Source organism: Haladaptatus cibarius D43 (assembly GCF_000710615.1).
Classification (GTDB): Archaea; Halobacteriota; Halobacteria; order Halobacteriales; family Haladaptataceae; genus Haladaptatus; species Haladaptatus cibarius.
On the sequence record NZ_JDTH01000002.1, the window covers coordinates 1,482,793 to 1,507,938 of the forward strand.

Sequence of the window (25,146 nt, forward strand, 5' to 3'; positions counted from 1 at the left end):
TAGTTCTTTCTTGTGAATATTTGGTATGGGACAACTGGACACAGTTCGGGCACTGACCAGCGACCGAGTGAAACGAGGGCGCAATAGGCAATCGATATAACCACCAAAAATCAGCAACCGCCACAGCCGCCGGGGGGCTAGCTCACTCTCCGGAAAATCGGAGATTTTCCGGGCCGACGACTGAATGGAGCACGGAAGAGCGAAGCTCTTCCGTGCGAAATGAAGGAGGAGTGCTTTTGGTGAAGGTTTTACAGGGAGCCGTCAGGAACGACGCGGTTGTCGTTCCTGACCGCGACCGTCGTAAAAGGTTCTACATGTAGCCGAGGTCGCGCAGACGCTCCATCAGGTCTTCTTTGTCCTGGGCGCGGCCTGCACGCTCGGTCGTGTTCTCCATGTCCTGCAACCATGCCGGTTCCTGGTCGCTCTTTTGCGTGCTGACTTCGCTTCCGAGCGAGCGGAATCCTTCGAAGTATTTCGGCGAAACGGGAATGTCGTCCTGTTCGACGCCCTCTGGGAGGTCGTCGAATCCTTGCGGGACGTAGCCGTCGTCGGGGTACGCTTCGACGGTGTCCGGGACGACGAAGTACCAGAATGCGTCCCAGACGGCAGGTTCGTCGAAGTGGAGGATGGGCTGAATGCGGTCGTGGGGTGGGTAGATTTCGGGGTCGTGGCGCGGGCTGAAGAACGTCTCGTCGGCGCGGGCTTCTTGTTCGTCCCAGCGCACGCCGGAGATGACGCCGTCCACGTCGTACTCTTCGAGGGCGTCGTTCAGCGCAACGGTCTTCAACAGGTGGTTGCCGACGTAGGTGTCGAGCAAGAACGGGAAGGTGTCTTCCTCGTATTCCAGCAGGTCGTGAACGTGGTGCTGGTTGTGGTCGGAGAGTTCACTGATGTCGATGTCGTCGCCGGGTTCGAGATCGTGTTCGTCAACGTAGCCGCCAACGTCCTCATTGCGGGCGTAGATGACCTCCAAATCCCATTCGTCGGCCCAATGCTCGACGAAGTCGTGAATGTCTTGGAAGTGCTGGAAGTGGTCGATGAAGACCGCCGGTGGAACCTCCAAATCGTAGCGCTCCGCCACTTCCTTGATGAAGTAGAGCGTGAGCGTGGAGTCTTTGCCACCCGTCCACATCACGGCGGGGTTTTCGTACTCTTCGAGACCCTTCTTCGTGACCTCGATGGCTTTCTCTACTTTGTGTTCGAGCGAGGGGTAATCCTCGGGGTTTTCGCCTTCACCATCGCTGTAGTCTACGTCGAGATAGTCTGGAAACTCGTCTGCCATGACTCGTAATTAGATATAATTACCTGGCTAAAGTGCTTTTCGGCTCCGCATGAAGAACCGTTTAGGTTAGTGAAGAATTGCGTTCGAATTTTACGGTAGGCAAGAAAAATCACGAGGCAGTGGCTCACCGCTTTCGACCGAATGCGAACCCAGAACGCGAGATTACGAGATGAACTTGTTGTCGCGCCAGTTCACGCCGCTGGACGAGGAATTTTCGTTGCTTGGACCTTCCACCACTTCGATGGAGGCCGGTCGGTCGTCGCCGTCCACGATGCGGGTCGCTTCCAAATCGCCGTCAACTTCCGAAATCGCGGTGAGCGTTCCCTTTTCGGCCTGTCGGGCGAGAGTGCATAGCACCTCGAACATCGGATACTGAACCGCGCTGTTCTGAAGCACGGTTTCCCGGTCACCTTTGAACGCGGCCATCTCGATGAGTTCGCCCGTCGGCTCTTCTTCCTCTTCGTCCTCTGCGTCCGCACCCCACCGCGGCGCATTGCGTCGTGCCTCTTCCTCTTCGGTAAAGACCCGTGTTTCCGAGACGCTGGCTTTCAGTTGCGCCGTCGGTGTGTATTTGCTGATAGATTCGTCCGTCGAGACAGCACTGATGATAAGCGTGTTGTTCCGGCGGGTGATATCGACGCTGTCGATTCCATCCGGTAGCGGGGGTTCGCTTTCAAAGTGGTCGTAGACGGTTTCAAGCGGCAGTTCGAGCGTCGAATGTAGTCGGTATACCTGGCTCATTTGTAGTCGTGAGTTCCGTCTCCCGTCGGCTGTACGTTTGTCACTACGTGCCCCGAACTTATAGGGGCTACCCTTTCGGTTGCGTATGCAACCATCGAAATGACGTTAGTTAGTTCGAAGCGTTTCGCCGAGTTCGTCTCGTTCTTCCATCTCCGCGAGGATGTCGCTGCCGCCGATGAACTCGCCATCGACGTACGTCTGTGGAATCGTCTCCCACCCGCTGTGGTCGGATAGTTCCTCGCGGTAGGCGTCCAAGTTGTCGAGGACGTCTACCGTCTCGAACTCGTCGCCGCGATGCTTGCCGATGAGTTCGAGCGCGCGCTGTGAGAAACCACATTGTGGCATCATCCGTGTTCCCTTCATGAACAGGACGACCTCCTCGTTTTCGAGCGTCGAATCGACTCGTTCTTCCACCTCTTCGGCGGAAAGCTGTTCTCCGGGTGTGAACGTCATACCGTTGCGTAGGCACCCCCGGCGCAAAGAAGTTGCGACCGAGGTATCGTGTTCGCATCACTCGTCGCTGCCGACGCCGATGACCTGCACGAGCGAGTAGACCGGGACACCGTTCAGTTCCTCGATTCCCTGCTTGTCCGCGAGGACGATACAGGCGACCGGTTCACCGCCGCGGTCTTCGATGGCCTCGATGGTTTCCCCCATCGTCGTCCCGCTGGTGATGGTGTCGTCCACGATGTAGCACTCGCGGTTTCGAATCTGCGCGAAGTTGCGCGAGAAACTGCCGCCGTACTCGTCGATGTCGCCCTCCTCCCATTGGTGTTTGCGAGGGGCGTAGGTTCCGAGGTCGGTGTCGAGTTCGCGCGCGACCACGGTTGCGAGGGGCGCGCCAGCCTTCTCGATGCCGATGGTCAAATCGACTTCTTCGCCGTGTTTCGACAGCAAGTCGGCCATCGCCGCGCCGATATGGCTGAGTCGAGTGCTGTCGCGGCCGATTGCACTCCAATCGACGTGGATGTCCTGCGTGCCGCCCGTCGGTTCCGGGCTTGGCGTGCTGCCACTCCGCTCGACTAACCAACTGGCAGTCTCGCGCGACACGTTCAGTTCGTCAGCGATTTCGCCCTTCGAGAGGCCACGCTCCGCCAGTTCTGCCGCACTCTCTATCAAGTCGTCTACGTTCTTCATTGGGTATCAAATTTAACCGCGGTCTTTATTGTCGTTTCGTCGTCCGCAAATGCCGACTCGAAATTCGAAACGTCATAGACGCCTGTCACGAGGTCGTCTAACAGCCACTCCGGCATTGCCGCGAGCGTCTCGACTGCGGATTCGAAATGCCGATAGTTGGAGTTGACGCTTCCGACGAGCGCCTTGTTGTTCATCACGAGTTCCCGGTGCAAATTCCCGCCGTCGATTTCGAACGGCCACGAATCCGGGACGCCGAGCAGTGCCGAAACGCCGTTCGGGGCGAGTGCCTCGATGGATTCGAAGGCGTGTTTCGCGTAGCCGGTTGCTTCGTAGATGAAATCCATGGGTTCGTGCGCGTCGGGAATTTGGCCAACCGGCGTCACGCGCGAATCGACATACGTCGCGCCCAACTTCTCGATGATGTCGATAGTCGGGTCAGGGCGGTCACGCCGCCCGAGGCAGTACACTCGGTCGAACTCCGAATCGAGCATCGCCACCGTGAGCAGGCCGAGACTCCCGTTCCCGAGAACGAGCGCGCTCTCCGGTTGCCAGTTGAACGCCGACCGAGAGGCGCGGGCGTGTTCGATTGCCTTCTCGGAGATGCTGATAGGTTCGACCAGAAATCCCCAGTCGGCCAGTTCGCCGGGAACCGGAACGAGGTTCTCTGCGGGGCTGGTGAAATACTCGCTCATGAAGCCGTGTTCGCCGGAGATTCCGCGTTCGGTCGTTTCGTCCGGCGGAGCCATGTCGGGTTCGCCGCGCTCGAAGTACTCCGTCGGGCCATCGAGAAGCGGCCTTCGAACCGTCGGGACGACCACGTCTCCTTCCGCAAATGCGGTTCCGTTCGGGTCTGCCACGACGCCGACCGCTTCGTGGCCGAGGACGAGGTGGTCGTCGTCCGCCGGAAATTCGCCGTGGTGTCCGGCGAGGATTTCGTGGTCAGTGCCATCGACACCGACCGTGAGGGTTCGCACCAGCGCTTCACCCGGTTCGGGTTCAGGCCGCGGTTTCTCGATGACTTCGGGGCTGTGTTTCCCGCGTCGGAGTGCGACTGCGTGCATACGCGTCTCTTGTTCCCACGTGTTCAAAAGATTTATTCTTTGGCGAGTAAATTTGTCTAGAACAGATGGTCGTTATCGCCGCGGTGAGAACCACTATCCGACATGCATTCACCACGTCCGAACACCTGTCAAACATGAGATACCGGCCGCCTCTTTTGACCCCATGTGGAAGCACGAATCAGACCTCGTGTACAACTCTTCGTTCGCAACTCCTTGTCCACAACTGATTCGCCACAACACCTGTATTCTTTCAGGTCGTCAACGGTTCCATGCAAGCCGCGCGACTCCACGAATACACCGACGAGATGGGCGATGCGCTCTCGATTGACGACGTCGACCGACCCGAAGTAACCGAGGAAAACCACGTCGTGGTGGAAATCGAAGGCGCTGGCTGGTGTCAAACCGACAACCACGTCATCGAAGGAATGTGGGAAGAACAGATGGGTCAGTCGCTTCCCATGACGCTCGGCCACGAGAACGCCGGAATCGTGGCCGAGGTGGGAGAAGACGTAACGCTCGTTTCGGAGGGTGACGCCGTGGTCTGTCACCCGGCGCGAACCTGCGGCATCTGTCGGGCCTGCCGACTCGGACAGGACATGCACTGCGAGAACCTCGTCTTCCCCGGACTTTCCACTGACGGCGGGTTCGCGGAATATCTGCTGACGAGCGAACGCGCCGTGATTCCGCTTCCTGACGGGGTTGACCCGGCGGAAATCGCGCCCCACGCGGACGCCGGAATCACGGCCTATCACGCGGTGAAAAAGGCGGCCCGCGAACTGAACCCCGGCGAACACGCAGTCGTCGTTGGCGTCGGGGGACTGGGCCATATCGGACTCCAAGCCCTCCGAACCATGAGTGCGGCGGAGATTACCGCCGTCGAAGTGAAAGACGAGGCGCTCTCCCTCGCGGACGATTTGGGTGCCGACTACACCGTCAACTCGCGGGATTCGGACGTATCGAAAGAAGTGGACGCGATTACCGACGGCGAGGGCGTCCAGCAAATCCTCGATTTCGTGGGTGGCGACGAAACCCTCGATTACGCTCCCGCCCTGCTATCCGGGGGCGGCGACCACCACGTCGTCGGCTACGGTGGCCACGTCCACGAACCGGCCCAAGCACTCGTAAACGGCGATTTCGACTACCGGGGAACCCTCGTCGGAACCTACCCTGAGCTACAGGAACTCATGGCGCTCGTCGCGCGCGGCGACGTGGAACTGCGAACCTCGCGGTACGATTTGGCCGAAATCAACGACGTGGCCGAGAAACTGGAACACGGCGAAATCGAAGGGCGGGCGGTCATCACGCCGTAATCGAGATTCGTTTTCTACGTCACGTTTCGACCGGTTTCCGCGTTACACTTCGACCGATTCCCGTCTTCCGCGCTCTGCGGACTCGTAAATCGCCTCGATAGTTCGCATGTCTACCAGCGCGTGCTCGCCGCCCGGTTCCGGGTCGCGCCCCGAAAGCAGACAGTCCGCGAAGTAGTCGAACTCCGCTACCTCCTCGTTCACCGGTTCGACCGAAAAATCGGCTTTCGCCCCATCTCGCTCCGCCGTCAACTGCGCTTCGCCGAAAAACGCCGGTTCGAGGCGCAGGCTCCCTTCGGTGCCGATAACCGAGAACTGACTTCGCTGTTGGGCGTACTGACTGGCGACACAAGCCGCCGTGACGCCATTTTCGAACTCGACTTCGAACGAGACATGCTGGTCAACCTCAGAAAAATGTTCGTGCGGGCTTTTCGTCGTTCCCTGTGCGCTCACGGGATTCGAATCCAGCACGAACCGGGCGGTGTTGAGCGGGTAGATTCCGAGGTCGATGAGCGCCGACCCGCCCGCGAGGTCGGCGTCGAGTCGCCACTGGTTCGGGTCGGGCGAAATCATCTCGAAGACGTTCTGGCACATCGCTCCCTCGACCAGCACGGGGTCGCCGACGAACCCCTCGCGGACGAGTTCGTGCATCCGTCGAACCGCCGGATTAGTGTGCATCCGGTAGCCGACCATCAGCGTTATTCCGGCGTTTCCACAGGTTTTGACGACTTTTTCTGCGCGCGCCGTCGTCGCCTCTAACGGTTTTTCACAGAGGACGGCTTTGCCGAAGTCGGCGGCGCTCTCCACGAAATTGAGATGTGTCGCGTTCGGCGTGGCGATGTACACCGCGTCGTAACGTTCGTTGGCTTCGCCAGCGTGGAACTCGTCGTAGCCGAGTCGGTACTCCGCGCCCGCCTCGTCGCCGACCTTATCGGCTTTTTCGGAACTGCCGCTGACGACCGTGCTAACCTCGCAGAGGTCGCTTTTCTGGATAGCAGGGATGACTCGTTCCGTCGTGAACCACCCGAGTCCAATCAGGGCGAATCGGATTTTCTCGTCCGGGTCGGAGACGGTTTGCCAGTCGCGCCGGGTGAACTCCGTGAGGTGGTTTGTGAGTTGCATTTGGATAGTTGATGATGGCGATTTGGTTATCGTTTTGGGCTTCGTTCGCGCTTGGAGACTGTGGATTGGTGGTTGTTTTGGCGTGGGGAACTAGCTATTATGGACGCAATTTCCGGTTGCGCTACTTGCTGTCTCTACAAAAAGCGACAATCGGTGACGCTAGCTGTTGCCGACTCCAATGAAACCGCAACCGCACCGCGACAGCCACACGCCTCCCCAACCGATTCCTTCGCTTGCTTCGTTCGCTCAGTCATCCCTCGCGTGATAGTTGGCAGGACTTCGGTTCCCTCAGCCCTGCCAACGCACGCGCCACAGCAAATTACTGAACAGTTGCATGGTTGTTACTGAACAGCCGCATGGTTGCGCCAGCGCGTTCGCATGAGCGCCGAGCGAAGTGAGGCGCGAGTGCAATCCCGCGCTGGCGGGGAGGTGTGGGGAGACTGGCGGTTGCGGTGGCTGACCTCGGTGGATGAAGGGCGAGCGAAGCGAGGGCTTCGTTTGTTGTCGGGACTTGCAAACAGGTCGTTAAAAGAAATCGCGGTTGCTCGAAATGCTTCAAAAAACCGTGGTTCTACTCATCGTCGTCCGTCAACTCTTAAGAGTCGCCCCCACGACTGTCAAGACAATGTTCGACGCGGACGACCTCGAAGAAATCCGCCGGGGGAAAGACGACTGGGAAGAAGAGACGCTCTCCCCGACGCTCGACCGATTCGGGGAGCGACAGGAGGAGTTTACGACCGATACGGACGGGCAGTCGGTAGACCGCCTTTACACGCCGAACGACGTGGAAGGGACGGATTACGAGGACGACCTCGGTTACCCGGGCGAAGACCCCTACACGCGCGGAGTGTACCCCACGATGTACCGCGGGCGACTGTGGACGATGCGCCAGTACGCCGGGTTCGGGACGGCCGACGAAACCAACGAACGCTATCATTACCTGCTCGACAACGGCCAGAGCGGCCTGTCCATGGCCTTCGACCTACCAACCCAGATGGGCTACACCTCCGACGACGCGATGTCTGCGGGCGAAGTCGGGAAATCCGGCGTAGCTATCGACACGCTGGCCGACATGGAAACCGTCTTCGACGGCATTCCGCTGGACGAAGTGAGCACGTCGATGACTATCAACGCGCCCGCGTCGGTTCTGTTGGCGATGTACATCGCGGTCGGCGACGAGCAAGGCGTCCCCCGCGAGCAACTCCGGGGAACCATCCAGAACGACCTGTTGAAGGAGTACATCGCGCGGAACACGTACATCTACCCGCCGGAACCCTCGATGCGGGTCATCACGGACATTTTCGAGTTCTGTGCGGAAGAGACGCCGAAGTTCAACACGATCTCGATTTCGGGCTATCACGTCCGCGAAGCGGGCGCGACGGCGGCGCAGGAACTCGCGTTCACGCTCGGCGACGGAATCGCCTACGTCGAGGCCGCACTCGACGCCGGACTGGACGTGGACGAGTTCGCGCCTCAGCTTTCCTTCTTCTTCAACGCGCACAACAACATTCTGGAAGAAGTTTCGAAGTTCCGCGCGGCCCGGCGAATGTGGGCCACTATCATGGAAGAGCGATTCGGCGCGGAAAACCCGAAATCGAAACAGCTCAAGTTCCACACGCAAACCGCGGGTTCGACCCTGACAGCCCAGCAAATCGACAACAACGTGGTTCGGGTGGCGTATCAAGCCCTCGCCGCGGTTCTCGGCGGGACCCAGAGCCTTCACACGAACGGCAAGGACGAGGCGCTCGCGCTTCCGACCGAAAAGAGCGTTCGAACCGCGCTCCGCACCCAGCAAATCCTCGCGCACGAAAGCGGGGCCGCGGACACCATCGACCCGCTGGCAGGGAGTTACTACGTCGAAGCACTCACGGACGACCTCGAAGCGGAGGCCTTCGACCTGCTCGATACCATCGACGAGAAGGGCGGGATGCCCTCGGCCATCGAGAGCCAGTGGGTGCAGCGCCAGATTCAGGACGTGGCATATGACCGCCAGCAGGAAGTCGAGGCGGGCGAGCGAACCATCGTCGGCGTCAACGAGTTCGAGGTGGACGAAGAACCCGAGATGGATATCCAAGAGGTTACGGAAGAGGACGAACGCCGCCAAATCGAGAGCCTGAACGAAGTTCGGGCGGAGCGCGACGACGAGGAAGTCGAAGAAACGCTGGCCGCACTCCGCGGTGCTGCGGAGGGCGACGACAACCTGATGCCGTACATCATCGACGCGGTGAAAGCCTACGCCACGGTCGGCGAAATCTGTAACGTCCTTCGGGACGTGTTCGGTGAGTACCGCCCCGGAACTGCGGTCTGAGGGTTCGACTACGGTTCAATTTTTCACCCGGCGAAAAGCCTCACCCGTCTCCAGTGCAACGATTAGGTAATGACCGCTGTCTCCCCCTCCCGCCGCGGATTCGTTCCGTTCTATCGACAGTACACGAAATCGTGGATACACGCGTTGGCGACGGCAGGATTGACCGCGTTCGGAATGCTCACCTTCGTTCATCGAGGCTTCGCCATCGTCGCGGTTGCTGTCTACGTTCTCCCGCCAATCATTCTCTACTTCCGCGGGGCAGACGTTCAGTCCGCCGAATCGAGTTCCGAAGCGAGTGCGAATCAGACCACACCTAGCGATGCGACCGACGCGGAAAGTTCGAACGAAAGTGTCGAAACGGCTGAAGCGAGCGAGTCAACCGAATCGACAGAAGCGAATCATGGAAAAAAGCCGCAGTGGACGACAGCCGATACGCCCACCGAAAACACGCTGTTCGATACCGTGGCCACGAGTAATGGTTCCTACGCAGTCGGTGAGGATGGCGTCGTTCTCGCGTGCGACGAAAACGCCGGTTCCGAGTGGCAGGTTTGCCTCTCTGACGGGGCGGGCGCTGACGGACGAACCCTCCGCGGCGTGGACGCGACGGAAGACGGGGAGAGCGTCTGGTTCGCTGGCGACGGCGGTTCCCTCGGCCGTCTCGATACGGAAACGGGCCGACACGTAGATTACTCGTCCCCGTCAGGAATCAGCGACAACTGGACTGACATTGCCGTCTCGGGAACGAGCGACGACGCGACAATACTACTGGTTAACGGTTCCGGAGAAGTGCTCCGCGGCCGGTATCGTGACGGCGACCTCGCGTGGGACGACCCGACCAAACCCGGAAGCGGGTCGAGTCTCTGCGCTGTGACGCTCGTTGGCGAATCGGTCGGCTACTGCTGTGACACGAACGATTCCGTGTTCGAGACGACGGACGGCGGGGAGTCGTTCCGCAAAATCGGCGTCGATGGGGTTGACGGAATGCTCACTGATATTTCAGCGACTTCGCAGGGCGACTGTGCGGTGACTACCGACGACGGCGTTCTGCATCGTTACGCCGATGGAAACTGGACGCCGAATCGACTCGGCGAGGAGGAACTTCGAGCGCTTGCGCTGAGTCGTGATGTATCCGTGGTTTGTTGCAAAGGCGGACTCCTCTACGAGCGCACAGGAGAGGATTCGGCGACCGAATGGGAGCGAATCGTGACCAGTGCGGATGAACTCAGAGGGGTCGCAGTCGGTTCCAGTCGCGGGGTTGCGGTCGGCGATGGCGGTTCGATAGTCGAGCGCGCGATGAGATAGTCGGAGGGGAATCCCCGTGGTCAGCACCCAGAACCGGAGTACGTGATAATCGTGTACGTCGTGTTGTTCCGTCGAATTCTGTAATTTGTTCTCGTGTCGCTGTAGTCGAACTCGGGTGGATTTCTGCTCTCGTTTTTGGTCATGTACCCATGGTTTTCGACCGTCTTCTCGAAGAGATATTTGGCATTAGGGGAGAGATTTTGATACGTTAGATTCTCCCACTCGTATCCTCTCGAATCGTCGTCCACCAGTTCGTGACGCAACGCACAGTTGCTCGGTCGATTTGGTTTCGTCGCTGTTTCCGAACTTTCTGAACTATCCGCCGCTCTCTTTCGGTCGTCTACTGTCGTACACCCTGCTAACAGGGCCGTCACCACAGCAGACACGGTGGTGCGTCTGTTTGTATCGACCATTTCGTCTACGTAGTTGAAGAACAGTAATATGTCATTCGAATTTTAACACATATTTTATAATCGGCTGGCCAACGCGCTCGACAACTGTCAGATCCATATCGAGGCGTATCACGGAACCTTTACTCTATTCGGACGAACACAAACCTATGCACGTAGACCATCTCGGTATCGCAACCGACGAAGCGAGCGAACTGGCAGAACTGTACGCAGACCTCTTCGACGCTCCGATCGTCCACGAAGAGGAATTCGACGGCCTGCGCGTCATTTTCCTCGAATTCGATGACAGCTACTTCGAACTGCTGGAACCGATAGAGGAGGGAACCATTTCCCGCTATTTAGACAATCGCGGGGCAGGGATTCACCACGTCGCGCTCGAAACGGACGACATCGAGGGTGCGCTCGAAACCGCTCGCGGGCACGGCGTCGAACTGATTGACGAGGAACCACGACTCGGCGCGTGGGGACACGACGTGGCCTTTTTGCATCCGAAATCGACGGGCGGCGTGCTCATCGAGTTCGTAGAACACTGAAAAGCGAGACGAATCGGTACCGAGTTCGACCGGCGAGCGAAGCGCGTCAGCGCCGAGCGAGCGCGCTCATTTGAAACGGAACGTTTCCAAGTTCTTCGGCGCGAAGGTTCGGATGTTGAACTCGTGATAGAGCGACGAGGAGAGGTCTTGGGTCGAACTCTCGTCGCCGTGGACACAGAGCACCTTCTCGGGGCGCGGGTTCATCGTTTTGACGAAGTTCATCAATCCGGCGCGGTCTGCGTGGCCGGAGAAACCATCCACCGTCTCCACGTCCATTTTCAGGCTAAGCGTCTTGCTCCGATTGCCGCGTCCGTTGAGCGGGATTTCGTCCCAACCGGTCTGGATGCGCCGACCGAGCGTTCCCTGTGCCTGATAGCCGACGAAGACCATCGTATTGTCCGGGTCGCCGCCGAGGTGTTCGAGCCACGACATGATTGGGCCGCCGGTGACCATCCCCGAAGTCGAGAGGATGATTGCCGGGTCGCCGTCCGCAACGTCCTGTCGTTCGTCCTCGCCGCCGTCGATGTGATTGAACTGTGGCGCGAGGAACGGATTCTCGTCCTCGTGGAAGATTCTGTCGCGGAGGTCGTCGCGGAGGTATTCGGGATACGTGGTGTGGATGGCCGTCGCCTCCCAAATCATTCCGTCCAGATGCACCGGCATTGTCGGAATGTCGCCGTTTCGCATCGCCTCTTCGATGACGAGCATCATCTCCTGCGAGCGACCCACGGCGAACGCAGGAATGACGACTTTGCCACCCTTCTCGTAGGTTTCGTTGATGACCTCTTTGAGTCGCTCTTCCGAGTCGGCTTGGTCGGTCTGGTAGTCGTTTCGACCGCCGTAGGTGGATTCGAGGACGAGGGTTTCCACGCGCGGGAAGTCGTTGACCGCGCCGTTGAACAGGCGGGTGTCCTCGTAATGAATGTCGCCCGAGAACGCGACGTTGTAGAGGCCGTCGCCGATGTGGAAGTGGGAGACGGAGGAGCCGAGGATGTGTCCCGCGTTGTGGAACGTGAGTTTCACGTCGGGCGCGATGTCGGTCACGTCGCCGTATTCGAGCGGGATGGTGTGTTTGATGGCTTCTCGCACCATTTCGCTCTCGTATGGTGGGACGCGGCCTTCCTTTGCGGCCACGTCGAGGTAGTCCAGTTGGAGCAATCCCATCAAATCCCTGCTCGGTTCCGTCGTGTAAATTGGGCCGTCGTAGCCGTATTTGAAGAGGAGCGGAACGAGCGCGCTGTGGTCTAAGTGAGCGTGCGTGAGTACCACTGCGTCGATGGTGCTCGCACCCGCGCCGAGCGCTTCCTCCACTTGGAGGTACGGCACGTCCTCGGAACCGGGTTTGTCGCCGCAGTCGATGAGAATTCGGGTTTCCGGCGTTGCGAGGATGAAACTCGCGCGACCGACTTCGCGGCAACAGCCGAGGGTGGTGATGCGAACCCACTCTTCGTTGCTCATCTCCTCGCGGTGAATCTGCCGACCGACCTTCTCTAAAATATCGCGTCTATCTTCGCGTTCCTGTTTCAGGAAGTTTCGAACGTTCGACACCGTCGAAGATTCGATTGGCGGCGTGCGAACGACTTCCGGCGTCCAGCCCACTTCCTGTGTAATCTGTCGGAGCGTACTCCCGTGTTTGCCGATAACCATTCCGGGCTTTTCGGCTTCGATGACGACTTCTCCCGTATCCACGTGGAAATCGAGGTCGGTGACGCCCGCCTCGTCTGGAATGACTTCGAGGATATCCTTTCGCGCCCTATCCGGCCGCGAGAGGACGTCGGGGTCGGGCCGAACAGTGATTCGCTTTCGAAGTTGGCTCGCCAGTTTTCGAATCAAGTCGCCGTTCTGCGCGAATTTCTTTGGGTCGCGCGTGTAGACGACGAGTTCGGGGCCTTCGTATTTGACGTCAGACACCGAAATGTCGCTCGGCAGTTCGCTCGTGATCGTTGCTTTGAGGTCTTCGAGTTGTTGCTCTACTTTACTCATGGTGAAAACAGTCTGCTTCGTCCGTCGAGAGAGCAAATGCTGGTTGTCCGATGTCTCGAATGATGTCGCAAATGGTGTGTTCGAACACCGTAATCACTACGACTTAGACAGCACAGCATAGATTGTCTCGCTTATTTTTTGCGGGATTGTAATGTCGCGCACTGATGCGCATAGTGTGGTCCCGGCCTCCGAAAGCCAACTGCTCATGGGGGACACAGGAAAACCCGCTTATCACACAGTAGTTCACGAGGTTATAAAAGCCTTCTCAATATTCGTGAACTTGTTACGTTACCACCGTAGCAGTCCGCTCGAAGGGAAATTACACAGCCGACGGTACAACTAAACCGGTTCTCGACAAGATGTGTTCGTGCATCTCTCACCCTCCCGCGTCGCCGCCGAACACGAATGGGTGCGCGACCGAACCGAAGTCGTTGCGCTCATCAACCGCGTCCGCGCCGAACTCGGTGACGCCTTCGAGACGACAGTTGCAGAAATCACGGAATCGCAGTACCAAACCGAAGTAGACGCCGTATTCGCCGACGGCGACCTCGCGGTGAACGTCGCCGGACTGGTCATCATTCTCCGTGAATTGGACGTAGACGGCGACTACCCCGGATTCGTCGTGGACGAACTCCTCGGCCGGGAACTCGCCGGAATGATTGCGGGCAATCAACCACTTCGGCTGCTCGGTGAGGCGACGTTCCACTACGCGGACGTACTGCATCACGAAGACGACGAAGTCGCCGGAGTGGACGATTTGGAGGCCGCACTCGCCGCGGGATTTCAGACGCGATTGCCGGGCTGGAAATGGACGGAAACAGAAAGTCCGTTTTCGGTGGAGTAAGCTTTAGAAACGGAATCAGGCGTCTACGTCGATGTTGAAGTGACGCCCGCCGCGCGCGATGTCGAAGCCGATGAACGCCAACGAGAGCGCGCTGATAACCGTGATGGCGACCCACCAGAGTTCGTCTTGGGCGAGGAGGTTTCCGAACAGGTACGACGACGCGATACAGAGGTAGCCAACTCCCGCCAGTCGGTGTGCCTTGACGTTCCACGAGAGGTCAACGGTCGCACCGATGAGAAGCAAACCGCCGAGAATGCCGAAGACGACCTGCACGAAATGGCTCGCGTCGGTCAGCACGTCAAAGCCAAAGACGAACAGAAGGCCGCAGTTGATGAGGAGGATGAATAGTCCAAGGAATCGGAGTCCTCGGCGACCCATTCCGCCGGTCGGTGCCGAGATGGTCGGCGCTTTCATAGCTATCTGTTGTCGAACTAAACGTAAATAGCTTGTCGCTTTGGCGTTCAAGAAGCGGAAACGAAGACAGCAGAATGGAGCTCAGTTCAACAGTTTGAAACCAAATCAAAATAACCACCCCTGCCCCATAATAAATTCATATTTATTCCGTCAAAACGACTTTAACACAATATTTCTTGTCTGCATTTGTATGTCCGAGAGAAAGCGAGATGCTGAAACGAGTCGTCACGGACTGTTGAATCGACGTGACTACCTGAAGGCGAGTACGATGGCGACAGTTGGCGTCGGCGCGCTCACCACGATGGACGAGTTCGTCGGCGAAGCGGCGGCCGTCTCGACTGCCGACCCATCGCCTTCGGATTCGAAAATCGGTGGCGGTTCGGAGTACGAAAACGACATCACCCGAAGCGATGCGACGGTCACCGTTAGCACGAAATCTGGACTGAAAACCGAACTGAGCAATGTGGGTTCCGGGGACGTGGTCTGGGTCGAGAACTCGGCGGAAATCGACATGACCGGTGAATCGAACATCGAAATTCCGTCCGGCGTGACCTTGGCAAGCGGACGCGGGATTGACGGTTCACGGGGCGCGCTCCTCCACGTAGACCAACCGACGAGCGACAGGGATACCCACGCGCTGTTCAAATCGCCATACGAAAAGGGAGTTCGCGTTACCGGAATCCAACTTCGTGGTCCCTATCCCGGTGGCTACTTCGACCCGCCTGTTTCCTCCGATAGCGACGAGTTCAAAGGGTATTGGTCGACGGCGGTTCAGTTCTACAATACGGAATCAGCCAGAAACATCGAAATCGACAACTGTCATCTGTGGGGGTGGAGCGTTGCGGCAGTCCGCGTCGGAGCGAACGCAAATGCGGACGAGAACGAGACGACCTATCCGACCGGAACGCACGTTCACCACTGCTCCATCCACACCAACGCGATGGAGCATCTCGGCTACGGTATCGACCTCCTGAACGGCGACGAACATCTCATCGAATACTGTTACTTCGACCTCAACCGTCACTGCATCGACGGTTTCGGCAACCCGGACAACGGCTACGAAGCCCGGTACAACATCGTGGACGACCGAACCGTCAGTCACGCCTTCGACATGCACAACTGGCAGTCGAACAAGGGCGACCGCGATGTTGCGGGAAGTACCATCCACATCCACCACAACACGTTCCGGTACGACAACGAGGTGCAGGGCGATTCGGACGACTACCGCGACGGCAGTCCACAGGAGTACATCAAAATACGGGGTGCACCCGACAACCGCTGTGACATGGACAACAACTGGTTCCAGCAGAAAGAGAAACCACCAGCAGGAACCACTGGCGGCGACGACTACGCGTACACCCAAACAGGCGTCTCCTCGTGGACGAACATGTACGAGTCGAACAACGCATTCGGCCCGGAAGAACCCGCCGCGAACATCGGCGCACCGCGGAGCAGTGCTAACTTCGAGTACAACGACGACGTAACTGCCGTCGATGCCTCCGTGGATTCGAACGGCAAGCAGTCCGCGCTGAAGCTCAGCGTCACGAACAACTTCGGTTCGAAACTGAACATCACGGACGTAACCATTTCCCCGTCCAATTCGGCCATCAACGAACTCTCCGACCACACGATGGAGGAAGGTAAATGGAAGAGCGAACTGTACGTCGATGCTGACATTCAGGACAGCGCGGCGGACGTAAACGACGGCCTCACCCTGCCGGGTTCCATCGACCTCAGAAACGACGGGCATTCGGAGAGCGACAAACGTTGGGCCGTGTTCTCACCCGGTTCGACCGGGTGGATTTATCTCTACCAGTTCGAAGACGACGGTGTTGCCGTGAATATGGTCGGTGAAACGGTCGATTTGACCGTCGATTACTACCTCGATGATGGCAACGGGACGACTGGGTCGGAGACGTTCACGCTCTCGCTGTAGTCGAGACTTTTGTCGTGATCGCTCGATAACCGGAATTGTGACGAACAAGCCCCCGCGACGAACACCGCGGGTTTATTATTCTCGTGGCTGACCTCCGAGTATGAGCAACGACCAGGAACTCGGTATCACCGAGTCCAAATCACACAGTCCAGGCGACTGGTACGCCGAAGTGGTTCTGAAGGCTGGCCTCGCGGATTACGCCCCAATGGGCGGGTTCATCGTCACCCGCCCACGCGGGTACGCCCTTTGGGAGGGCCTGCAAAACCATCTCGATTCGTGGTTCAAAGACACCGGCGCACAGAACGCCTACTTCCCCGCGCTCATCCCCGAGAGCTACCTCGAACGGGAAAGCGACATCGTGGAAGGCTTTGACCCGGAAGTGGCGTGGGTCACCCACGGCGGCCACGACGAACTCGAAGAGCGACTCGCCTTCCGCCCGACCAGCGAGAGCATCATCACGCCGTTCATGAGCCAGTGGGTGCGAAGCCACCGCGACCTGCCCCTGCGACTCAACCAGTGGTGTAGCGTGATTCGATGGGAGGCGACCGACACCAAGCCGTTTTTCCGAACCAAGGAGTTCCTCTGGCAGGAGGGTCACACCGCCCACGAAACCGAGGGCGAGGCGTGGGACGAGACGATGACCCGACTCGGCCAGTACGAACGACTGTACGAGGACGTGCTGGGAATCCCCGTCATGCGCGGTCGAAAACCGGAACACGACAAGTTCCCCGGCGCGCACACCACGACCACTGTCGAGGCACTGATGCCCGACGGAAAATCGGTGCAGGGCGGGACGAGCCACTACCTCGGACAGGGCTTCGCGGAAGCCTACGACCTCTTTTTCACCGACGAGAACGAGGACGAGCGCCCGGCACACACCACATCGTGGGGACTGTCGTGGCGTGCAATCGGCGCGCTCATCATGACCCACAGCGACGAACAGGGATTCGTCTGCCCACCCGAACTCGCACCCGAGCAGGTCGTCATCGTCCCGATTTGGCAGGAAGAGAACCGCGAAGAAGTCCTCTCCTACGCGGAAGGCATCGCGGACGACCTCGAAGCCAAGGGCATCCGCGTCGAACTGGACGACCGCGACGAGCGCAACCCCGGCTTCAAATTCAACGAGTGGGAACTCAAAGGCGTCCCAGTTAGATTCGAAATCGGCCCCCACGAAGTCGAGGACGACGAAATCACGGTCGTTCACCGACCCGACGGCGAGTCGGTCGTGGAAGACCGCGCCGAAATCGCCGATGCGATGGAAGACCACTTCGACGTGGTCTACGACAAGATGTACGAATCGGCGGCGGAAACCCTCGAAAACAACGTCCGCGAGGCGGATTCGCGCGATGAAATCCTCGGCACCATCGGCCAGCACGGCGGCTACGTGAAAGCGCCGTGGTGTGGCGACGAGGCGTGTGAGGAAGAAATCAAGGAGCCGATTTCGGCGGAAATCGTGATGGTTCCCCTCGACCGCGACGAGGAACCGTGCGGCGATGAGTGTGCGATGTGTGGCGACGAAGCAGCGGAGACGGCGTACTTCGCCAAATCGTACTGAATTGGATTTCTTCTTTTATTATTCCACAGCCGAAGTGAATACTTTGTGCCGATATTTCGGATATGTTCGTCTCAATATCTCTCTCCTGCAATACTGGCAGAAATTATAAATAGTTTATACTGTTCCACGACTCTCTTGCACCGACGATGCCGTTTCCCGGCTACACACGGCTTCAGCACGAACAATGGATTCGAACCCGACATTTGCCGACGAGGTGGCACGCCGACGCATCGACGCCGACGAGTGGGATGATATCTACGTCGTTGGCGATGTTCACGGTTGTTTGACCGAACTCGAATCACTTCTCGAAACGCTCGGCGTGAACGACGACGACGACCTCGTGGTGTTCGTCGGCGACCTGATTCGAAAAGGACCGGACAGCCTCGGCGTCCTCGAACTGGTACAGGCTAATGACAACCTGCTCTCAGTTCGCGGGAACAACGAAGTTCCTGCGCGCGGACGCAATCCTTTCCGACTTCGGGCCAGCAGAACGAGAGTACGTAGCGTCACTCCCAGTGGCGATTTCGTGGGAGGACATCCTCGTCGTTCACGGCGGTGTTGACCCCCGGAAACCACTATCAGAGCACTCGGTCGATGACCTCCAAACGACGCGTTCTTTGCAACCTGATGGAAGCTACGACCGTCCGTTCTGGTTCGAGCAGTACGACGAATCTCGTCGTGTGTTCTTCGGTTACACGGTACTCGACCATCCCGTCGAGCGGAAGTCGGCAGTCGGTCTGGATACCGGATGCGTCTACGGTGGGTCGCTTACCGCCGACGACTATCGACGGGACGAGTTCGTCGTCCAACCCGCTGTTGGAAACGGAAAGGAACGAAGCGACGATTCCATCGTGACGCCCCAGTCCTCGTGAGTTCGCCCTTCCAAAGAACCATGTCAGAGCACGATTTGCCAACAGATGACGAGCATAGCGAGAGTCAACAGGAACGCGGCGACGAGAAGCAAACTGCGAACGGCGGGAAGGAAACGAAACCGGAACCCGAGGTTGACTTCTCCGACCCCGAATACTATCTGAATCGTGAACTCAGCCAGTTGAAATTTCAGAAACGGGTGCTACACGAGGCACTCGACGAGCGAAATCCGCTGTTGGAACGCGTGAAGTTCCTCTCCATCTTCACGACAAACATGGACGAGTTCTTCCGCAAGCGCGTTGGCGGCCTGAAACAGCAGATGGCCGCGAACGTCACCGAGCGGACGCCAAACGGCAGAACTCCGACGGAGCAGTGGGACGCGATTCTCGACATCGCCCGCGAGATGTTCAGCCAGCCGTCGGCGTGTTACCACAACGTGATTCACGACGCGCTCGCAGACGCCGGTATTCACATCATTTCGTACACCGACTGCTCTCCATCGGAACGACGAGAACCGCGAGAGTATTTTCAGAGTTCCATTTTACCGACGCTCACGCCGCTCACGTTCGACCCGGCCCATCCGTTTCCGTTCATTTCCAATCTGAGTCTGTCGCTCGCGGTGTTGACGCAGGAGAACGAGGACGAAGAGTCGACATTCTCGCGGGTGAAGATTCCCGGCAACCGCCCTCGATTGGTGCAGGTCGGTGACGGTCCGACCTTCGTCCTGCTGGAGGATGTCGTCGCGGCAAATCTCGATTTGTTCTTTCCGAACACCGAAATGCTCGAATATGCTCATTCCGGAAGCTTCGACATTTCGGGTGACGCGGAACGCAGAGGATAGTTGAACGGTTGTTCGACTCGTCCGATGCCAGTGCTCCCGATAGAATTGAAAAATAAAGATATAAACCGTTCTGTGTATAATTTTCAAACACATTTATGGGACAGTTTCGAACAATCTGTTACTCCGACAGATGTTGGAATCTATAGAAGCCAAATTTATCCAACCCACGAATTCTTAGCAAAGTTTTAGAAACCCGACTACGATTGGTTAGATATGCCCGACGTTAATCTCGACGAAAAGGACTTCAAAATCCTTCGCTGGCTCGACCGGGAGGGTGACATCGACGTGGACGAGGTAAGCGACGAACTCGGAATCAGCACCTCGACCGTCTACTACCGACTCGACAAGTATCGAAAACAAGGCATTCTTTCGGGAACCGTCTCGAAATTGGACGCCAAAAAGCTCGGACTCGAACTCACTGCAATAACGCAGATTCGAAGCGATTACGGGCCGGGATACGAGGAAATCGGCGACGACCTTCGAGACATTTCCGGTGTTCAGACCGTTTACTTCATGTTGGGGGACAAGTCGTTCACGATAATCGCTCATCTGCGCGACCACGACCACCTACAGGAGTACATCGACAACATCATCCACACCGAGGGAGTCGAACATTCCTCGACGCAGGTCGTGTTGGAAACGTTCAAGGACGAATCGAGGCTGTTGATAAACTACGACGACGACGATTTGCAGGAACTCATCGAAGGCGAGTAACGAAAACTCCTATCGGCTACACAGAACGAACGATATCGAGTGGCCGTTCGTTCGTATTTTTCGCCGATTCGATAATATGCGCTGGATAGTGCATCGTTAGAGACATTATTATCGTATTATACCCGAGATGAATAGCCATTTGACCACAATATAAGGTTCATGCATTGACAATGAGGCACCCTTAGTCCTTCAGGGAAACCCTCTTATTCATCTTTGCCATGCGGTCGCATATGACGACGCACCTCGCCGACCCAACCGACCAACGGTCGAACTGTGGTGTCGGGGTTGTCCAAAACCTCGACGCCGACGCCAGTGCCGACCACGAAACCGTCTCCGACGGGCTTTCGCTCCTCGCCAACCTCGAACACCGCGGGACGACGGGTGCGGAACCGAACACCGGAGACGGGGCCGGAATCCTCGTCCAGCGACCGGACGCTTTTTTCGCACCGGAACTCGACCGCGAACTCCCCAAATCCTACGCAGTCGGCCAGTTGTTCCTGCCGCAAAATGACGACGCTCGCCACGCACTCGAAGAACGGGTCGAAACCGTTCTCGAATCGGAAGGACTGTCCGTGTTCCACTGGCGGACGGTTCCTACCGACAACAGTGACCTCGGCAAAACCGCGCTCGATTCGGAACCCGCCGTGGTACAGTGTTTCGTGGAATCGAAGGGCGACCAGTCGCAGGCGGGGTTCGACCGAACCCTCTACGTCGCCCGTCGCGTTCTCGAACAGGAAATCGGAAGTCCGGAAACCGACGACGGCGAACGATTCTACGTCTGCTCGCTCGACCGCAAAACGGTCGTCTACAAGGGTCTGCTGACGGGGGAACAACTCTCTGCATACTACCCCGACCTCTCTGACGACCGATTCAAATCGTCCATCGCCATGGTTCACGCACGATTCTCGACCAACACGCTCGGTGCGTGGCACCTCGCGCATCCGTACCGAAGAACCATCCACAACGGTGAAATCAACACCATCCAAGGCAACGTCAACTGGATGGCCGCCCGCGAAACCGACCTCGAAAGCGAGCGACTTGGCGAGGATATCGACCGAATTGCGCCCGTTACTCGGGGCGACCAGAGCGATACGGCCAGCCTCGACAACGTCCTCGAACTGCTCCTGCAGGACGGACGAAGCCTCCCGCACGCACTCAGAATGCTCCTTCCGGAAGCGTGGCGGTCGAGAACCGACGGCAACCGACAAACGTGGTACGACTTCCACGCTTCGCTGGTCGAACCGTGGGATGGCCCCGCGCTCGTCGCAGCGACCGATGGAGATCGCGTCGGCGCGGTGCTCGACCGCAACGGACTTCGACCCTGTCGCTACGACGTGACGAAAGACGACCGACTTATCATGGCCAGCGAAGCGGGCGCGCTGGACACGCCCGAGGAGAAAATCGTCGAACGCGGCCGTCTCCAACCCGGACAGTTGTTCCTTGCCGACCCGGAGGCTGGCGGCGTCGTCTCCGACGAGGAGGTTTTCGAAGACCTGACCGACCAAAAGTACGGAGAGTGGGTCGAAAAAGAGCAAGTTCAGCTTTCGGAAACCGACTCCACGGAGTCGGTTTCCGCCGATTTGGGAACGGTAGCGGACACCACAGCACCCCTCCGCGCGCGACAGGCAGTTTGGGGCTACACCGACGACGAACTGACCGAACTCATCGAACCGATGGCCCGGCAGGCGAAAGACCCGGTCGATTCGATGGGCGACGACACGCCGCTCTCGGTGCTATCCGACTTTGACCGCCCGCTGTTCTCGTACTTCAAGCAGTTGTTCGCGCAGGTGACGAACCCGCCGATAGATTACATCCGGGAGGAACTGGTGACGAGTCTGGAAACTCGACTCGGACGCCAGCGAAACCTCCTCGGTGAATCGCCGAACCACGCCCGGCAACTCGTCCTCGAATCGCCCGTGTTGACCGATTCGGAACTCTCTGCGGTGACGGACACCAACCTCGAAACGGAGGCGGTGGACATCACGTTCGACGCCGAAGGCGACCTCCAATCGGCCATCGAGCGCGTGCGTACAGAAGCAGAAAGCGCGGTCGAATCGGGTGCGGAAATCGTCGTTCTCTCCGACCGCGAGATGGGTGAGAATCGGGTGCCGATTCCGTCGCTGCTGGCGACCGGCGCGGTTCACCACCACCTCGTCCGTGAGGGTCTGCGAACTCGAACCGGGCTCGTGGTCGAATCCGGCGACCCCCGAACGGTTCACCACCTCGCAACGCTCGTCGGCTACGGCGCGGGCGCGGTCAACCCGTACCTCGCTTACGAGACCATCGCGGATTTGGTCGCCGGGCCGGAAGGTGCGGACGAATCCCAGGCTATCGACGCCTACGTCTCTGCGCTCGAAACGGGACTGCTGAAGACAATGGCGAAGATGGGAATCTCGACCGTCGAAAGCTACCGCGGTGCTCAGATTTTCGAGGCCGTCGGCCTGAACGGCGAGGTCGTGGACGAATACTTTACCGGAACCGAAAACCGCACCGAAGGAATTGGTATCGAAGAAATCGAGGCCGACGTACTCGACAGGCATGAAACGGCGTTCGATGGAAACGACGAGGACGACGCAAAACTCGTCCGACAGGGTGAGTACGAACACCGCTCGAACGGGATTCGCCACCAGTGGAATCCCAAGAGCGTCGGCGCGCTTCAGCGCGCCGTCAGGCAGGGAGACGAAGCGGAGTACGAAACATTCGCCAGCGAAATCAACGACCAGAGTGAGCGACTCCAGACGCTCCGCGGTCTGCTCGATTTCGATACAAACGGGCGCGAGTCGATTCCAATCGAGGAAGTCGAACCAGTCTCGAAAATCGTCGAACGATTTTCCACCGCCGCGATGAGCCTCGGGTCGCTGTCCCCCGAAGCGCACGAGAACAACGCGATTGCGATGAACCGTATCGGCGGGAAATCGAACACTGGCGAGGGCGGCGAACCGCCGGAGCGGTTCGACACCGAGCGCGAGTGCACTATCAAGCAGGTCGCCAGCGGTCGGTTCGGCGTCACGAGCAGATACCTTCAGTCCGCCGACGAACTACAAATCAAGATGGCACAGGGGTCGAAGCCCGGCGAGGGCGGTCACCTCCCCGGCGGCAAGGTGAACGAAGCGATAGCGCACGTCCGCCACGCGACTCCCGGTGTCGGCCTCATCTCGCCGCCGCCACAGCACGACATCTACAGCATCGAGGACTTGAAACAGCTCATCTACGACCTGAAGACGGCGAGCGACGGGTCGGACATCAACGTGAAATTGGTGTCTGAAGCCGGAATCGGGACGATTGCCGCGGGTGTCGCCAAGGCGAACGCCGACGTGGTTCACATCTCGGGCCATTCCGGTGGAACCGGCGCGAGTCCGCGAACGTCCATCAAGAACGCCGGACTACCGTGGGAACTCGGCTTGGCCGAGGCGAACCAGATGCTCCGACGGACTGGTCTGCGCTCCCGCATCAAAGTCACGGTCGATGGCGGTATGAAGACGGGTAGGGACGTTGCTGTCGCGGCCCTGTTGGGCGCAGAGGAGTTCTCCTTCGGAACCGCAAGCCTCGTGACCAGCGGTTGCGTGATGGCCCGGCAGTGTCACAAAAACACCTGTCCGGTCGGTATCGCCACGCAGGACGAAGACCTGCGCGCGCGCTTCCCCGGCGAACCCGACCACGTCATCAACTACATGACGTTCATCGCGGAGGAACTGCGCGAAATCATGGCCGAACTCGGTGTGAAAACTGTCGAGGAGATGGTCGGTCGCGTCGATTTACTTCGCCAGCGCGAGACGACGCATCCGAAAGCCCGCCGTCTCGACCTCTCCGCCGTGCTGGCCGAACCAGTCGATGGCGGTGAGAGCGACGACAACCGAACGAAGACCAGAGAACAAGACCACGAACTGGACGACCATCTCGACCGCACTCTGCTGACCGCCGCCCAATCCGCAATCGAGTGCGACGAGTCCGTCGAAATCGAGGGCACGATTTCGAATCCAGACCGGGCAGTCGGCGCGATGCTCTCCGGTCGAGTGTCGGCAGTCCACGGCGAATCCGGCCTGCCCGATGGAACGATTACGTGCCGGTTCGAGGGAACCGCCGGACAGAGTTTCGGCGCGTTCGCTCAGTCGGGTGTTGACCTGTTCCTGACGGGTGCCGCGAACGACTACCTCGGCAAGGGACTTTCCGGCGGTCGAATCGCCGTGAAAACTCCCGAAGACGCCGGATACGATGCCGAGAACGTCGTCGTCGGCAACGTCGCGCTCTATGGCGCGACGGAGGGCGAAGCCTACGTCAACGGTGTCGCTGGCGAGCGATTCGGCGTCCGCAACAGCGGCGCGAAAGCCGTCGTTGAGGGCGTCGGCGACCATGGCTGTGAGTACATGACCGGCGGCGTCGTGGCGGTGCTGGGCGACGTCGGCGAGAACTTCGCCGCCGGGATGACCGGCGGCGTGGCCTACGTCTATCAGGGTAGTGAAATTGCAGAACGGGTTAACGGCGACACCGTCTCGCTTTCGACCGAACTGGAACCCTGCGACGAGGCGGTGCTTCGTCGCTTGGTCGAAAACCACGCCACGGCAACCGACAGCAAGGTTGCGCGGGAACTGCTCGAAGAGTGGGAGTCCGCGAAAGAAAACTTCATGAAGGTCATGCCCGACGCCTACCAGCAGGCCATCGAGGCCGGGCAAAAAGACGTTCGGACGACGCCGCCGAGTGCGGTTCCAAGGTCGGGACAGTCGTCGCGGGTGGAAGTCGTTTCGGACGACTGAGTCGTAAATACCTCAAACTAAACCGACCGATTCCT

17 protein-coding genes and 2 pseudogenes are annotated in these 25,146 nt (G+C 58.7%); 11 read left to right on the forward strand and 8 right to left on the reverse strand.

The window, feature by feature from the left end; genetic code table 11:
• Nucleotides 1–310: 310 nt before the first annotated feature.
• The 5 genes from HL45_RS12955 to HL45_RS12975 all read right to left on the reverse strand — a co-directional run bounded on the left by HL45_RS12955 (nt 311) and on the right by HL45_RS12975 (nt 4,221).
• Nucleotides 311–1,282, reverse strand: coding sequence for a phosphoadenosine phosphosulfate reductase family protein (locus HL45_RS12955; protein WP_049971497.1), 972 nt, complete (start codon nt 1,280–1,282; stop codon nt 311–313).
• Nucleotides 1,283–1,444: 162 nt separating this feature from the next.
• Entirely contained in the window at nt 1,445–2,023 is a 579-nt protein-coding gene (locus HL45_RS12960; protein WP_049971498.1) for a DUF7110 family protein, read from the reverse strand.
• Between the two features lie 105 nt (nt 2,024–2,128).
• Nucleotides 2,129–2,476: a glutaredoxin family protein gene (locus tag HL45_RS12965; RefSeq protein WP_049971499.1), complete on the reverse strand. Its 348-nt coding sequence runs from the start codon at nt 2,474–2,476 to the stop codon at nt 2,129–2,131.
• A gap of 57 nt (nt 2,477–2,533) precedes the next feature.
• Nucleotides 2,534–3,160 carry a transcriptional regulator GfcR gene (gene gfcR, locus HL45_RS12970; protein ID WP_049971500.1) on the reverse strand — a complete coding sequence of 209 codons (627 nt, stop codon included), beginning with the start codon at nt 3,158–3,160 and terminating at the stop codon, nt 2,534–2,536.
• Complete coding sequence (locus tag HL45_RS12975) at nt 3,157–4,221, reverse strand: glucose 1-dehydrogenase (RefSeq protein WP_049971501.1); 1,065 nt, start codon at nt 4,219–4,221, stop codon at nt 3,157–3,159. Before HL45_RS12975 ends, gfcR begins: the two co-directional genes overlap by 4 nt.
• Nucleotides 4,222–4,490: 269 nt before the next feature.
• Here HL45_RS12975 and HL45_RS12980 point away from each other — a divergent pair, with 269 nt between their 5' ends.
• On the forward strand, nt 4,491–5,531 hold the full coding sequence (locus HL45_RS12980; RefSeq protein ID WP_049971502.1) for an NAD(P)-dependent alcohol dehydrogenase: 1,041 nt from the start codon (nt 4,491–4,493) through the stop codon (nt 5,529–5,531).
• 42 nt (nt 5,532–5,573) lie between these two features.
• Here the strand turns inward: HL45_RS12980 and gfo6 are convergent, their stop codons facing one another.
• Entirely contained in the window at nt 5,574–6,650 is a 1,077-nt protein-coding gene (gene gfo6 / locus HL45_RS12985) for a D-xylose 1-dehydrogenase Gfo6 (protein WP_049971503.1), read from the reverse strand.
• 625 nt (nt 6,651–7,275) lie between these two features.
• Between gfo6 and HL45_RS12990 the strand changes: the two genes are divergently transcribed.
• The 3 genes from HL45_RS12990 (at nt 7,276) to mce (ending at nt 11,203) form a co-directional block, all read left to right on the forward strand.
• The gene (locus HL45_RS12990) at nt 7,276–8,958 is read left to right on the forward strand and encodes an acyl-CoA mutase large subunit family protein (RefSeq protein WP_049972035.1); all 1,683 of its coding nucleotides are present in this window, start codon (nt 7,276–7,278) and stop codon (nt 8,956–8,958) included.
• A 69-nt stretch (nt 8,959–9,027) separates the two neighbouring features.
• Nucleotides 9,028–10,260 carry a WD40/YVTN/BNR-like repeat-containing protein gene (locus HL45_RS12995; protein ID WP_049971504.1) on the forward strand — a complete coding sequence of 411 codons (1,233 nt, stop codon included), beginning with the start codon at nt 9,028–9,030 and terminating at the stop codon, nt 10,258–10,260.
• A gap of 559 nt (nt 10,261–10,819) precedes the next feature.
• Entirely contained in the window at nt 10,820–11,203 is a 384-nt protein-coding gene (gene mce, locus HL45_RS13005) for a methylmalonyl-CoA epimerase (protein WP_049971506.1), read from the forward strand.
• 66 nt (nt 11,204–11,269) lie between these two features.
• On the opposite strand, the gene HL45_RS13010 is transcribed toward mce, so the two are convergent.
• Nucleotides 11,270–13,186, reverse strand: coding sequence for a beta-CASP ribonuclease aCPSF1 (locus tag HL45_RS13010; protein WP_049971507.1), 1,917 nt, complete (start codon nt 13,184–13,186; stop codon nt 11,270–11,272).
• Nucleotides 13,187–13,553: 367 nt separating this feature from the next.
• Here HL45_RS13010 and HL45_RS13015 point away from each other — a divergent pair, with 367 nt between their 5' ends.
• Nucleotides 13,554–14,030 carry a hypothetical protein gene (locus HL45_RS13015; RefSeq protein WP_049972036.1) on the forward strand — a complete coding sequence of 159 codons (477 nt, stop codon included), beginning with the start codon at nt 13,554–13,556 and terminating at the stop codon, nt 14,028–14,030.
• A gap of 15 nt (nt 14,031–14,045) precedes the next feature.
• On the opposite strand, the gene HL45_RS13020 is transcribed toward HL45_RS13015, so the two are convergent.
• A complete protein-coding gene (locus HL45_RS13020; protein ID WP_049971508.1) occupies nt 14,046–14,444 on the reverse strand; it encodes a hypothetical protein in 399 nt (132 codons plus the stop codon).
• Between the two features lie 190 nt (nt 14,445–14,634).
• On the opposite strand from HL45_RS13020, the gene HL45_RS13025 reads away from it, so the two are divergent.
• The 6 genes and pseudogenes from HL45_RS13025 (at nt 14,635) to gltB (ending at nt 25,111) form a co-directional block, all read left to right on the forward strand.
• The gene (locus tag HL45_RS13025; protein WP_049971509.1) at nt 14,635–16,380 is read left to right on the forward strand and encodes a hypothetical protein; all 1,746 of its coding nucleotides are present in this window, start codon (nt 14,635–14,637) and stop codon (nt 16,378–16,380) included.
• A 100-nt stretch (nt 16,381–16,480) separates the two neighbouring features.
• Nucleotides 16,481–17,935, forward strand: a complete 1,455-nt coding sequence (proS, locus tag HL45_RS13030; RefSeq protein WP_049971510.1) for a proline--tRNA ligase — start codon at nt 16,481–16,483, stop codon at nt 17,933–17,935.
• A 184-nt stretch (nt 17,936–18,119) separates the two neighbouring features.
• Nucleotides 18,120–18,807 (forward strand): annotated as a pseudogene (locus HL45_RS21940) (metallophosphoesterase family protein).
• 20 nt (nt 18,808–18,827) lie between these two features.
• Nucleotides 18,828–19,641 (forward strand): annotated as a pseudogene (locus HL45_RS13040) (polyphosphate kinase 1); the annotation flags it as partial.
• A 218-nt stretch (nt 19,642–19,859) separates the two neighbouring features.
• Nucleotides 19,860–20,360 (forward strand): Lrp/AsnC family transcriptional regulator, encoded by a 501-nt coding sequence (locus tag HL45_RS13045; protein ID WP_049971511.1) that lies wholly within the window; start codon nt 19,860–19,862, stop codon nt 20,358–20,360.
• A 230-nt stretch (nt 20,361–20,590) separates the two neighbouring features.
• Nucleotides 20,591–25,111, forward strand: coding sequence for a glutamate synthase large subunit (gene gltB / locus HL45_RS13050; protein ID WP_233274776.1), 4,521 nt, complete (start codon nt 20,591–20,593; stop codon nt 25,109–25,111).
• The last annotated feature ends 35 nt before the right edge of the window (nt 25,112–25,146 follow it).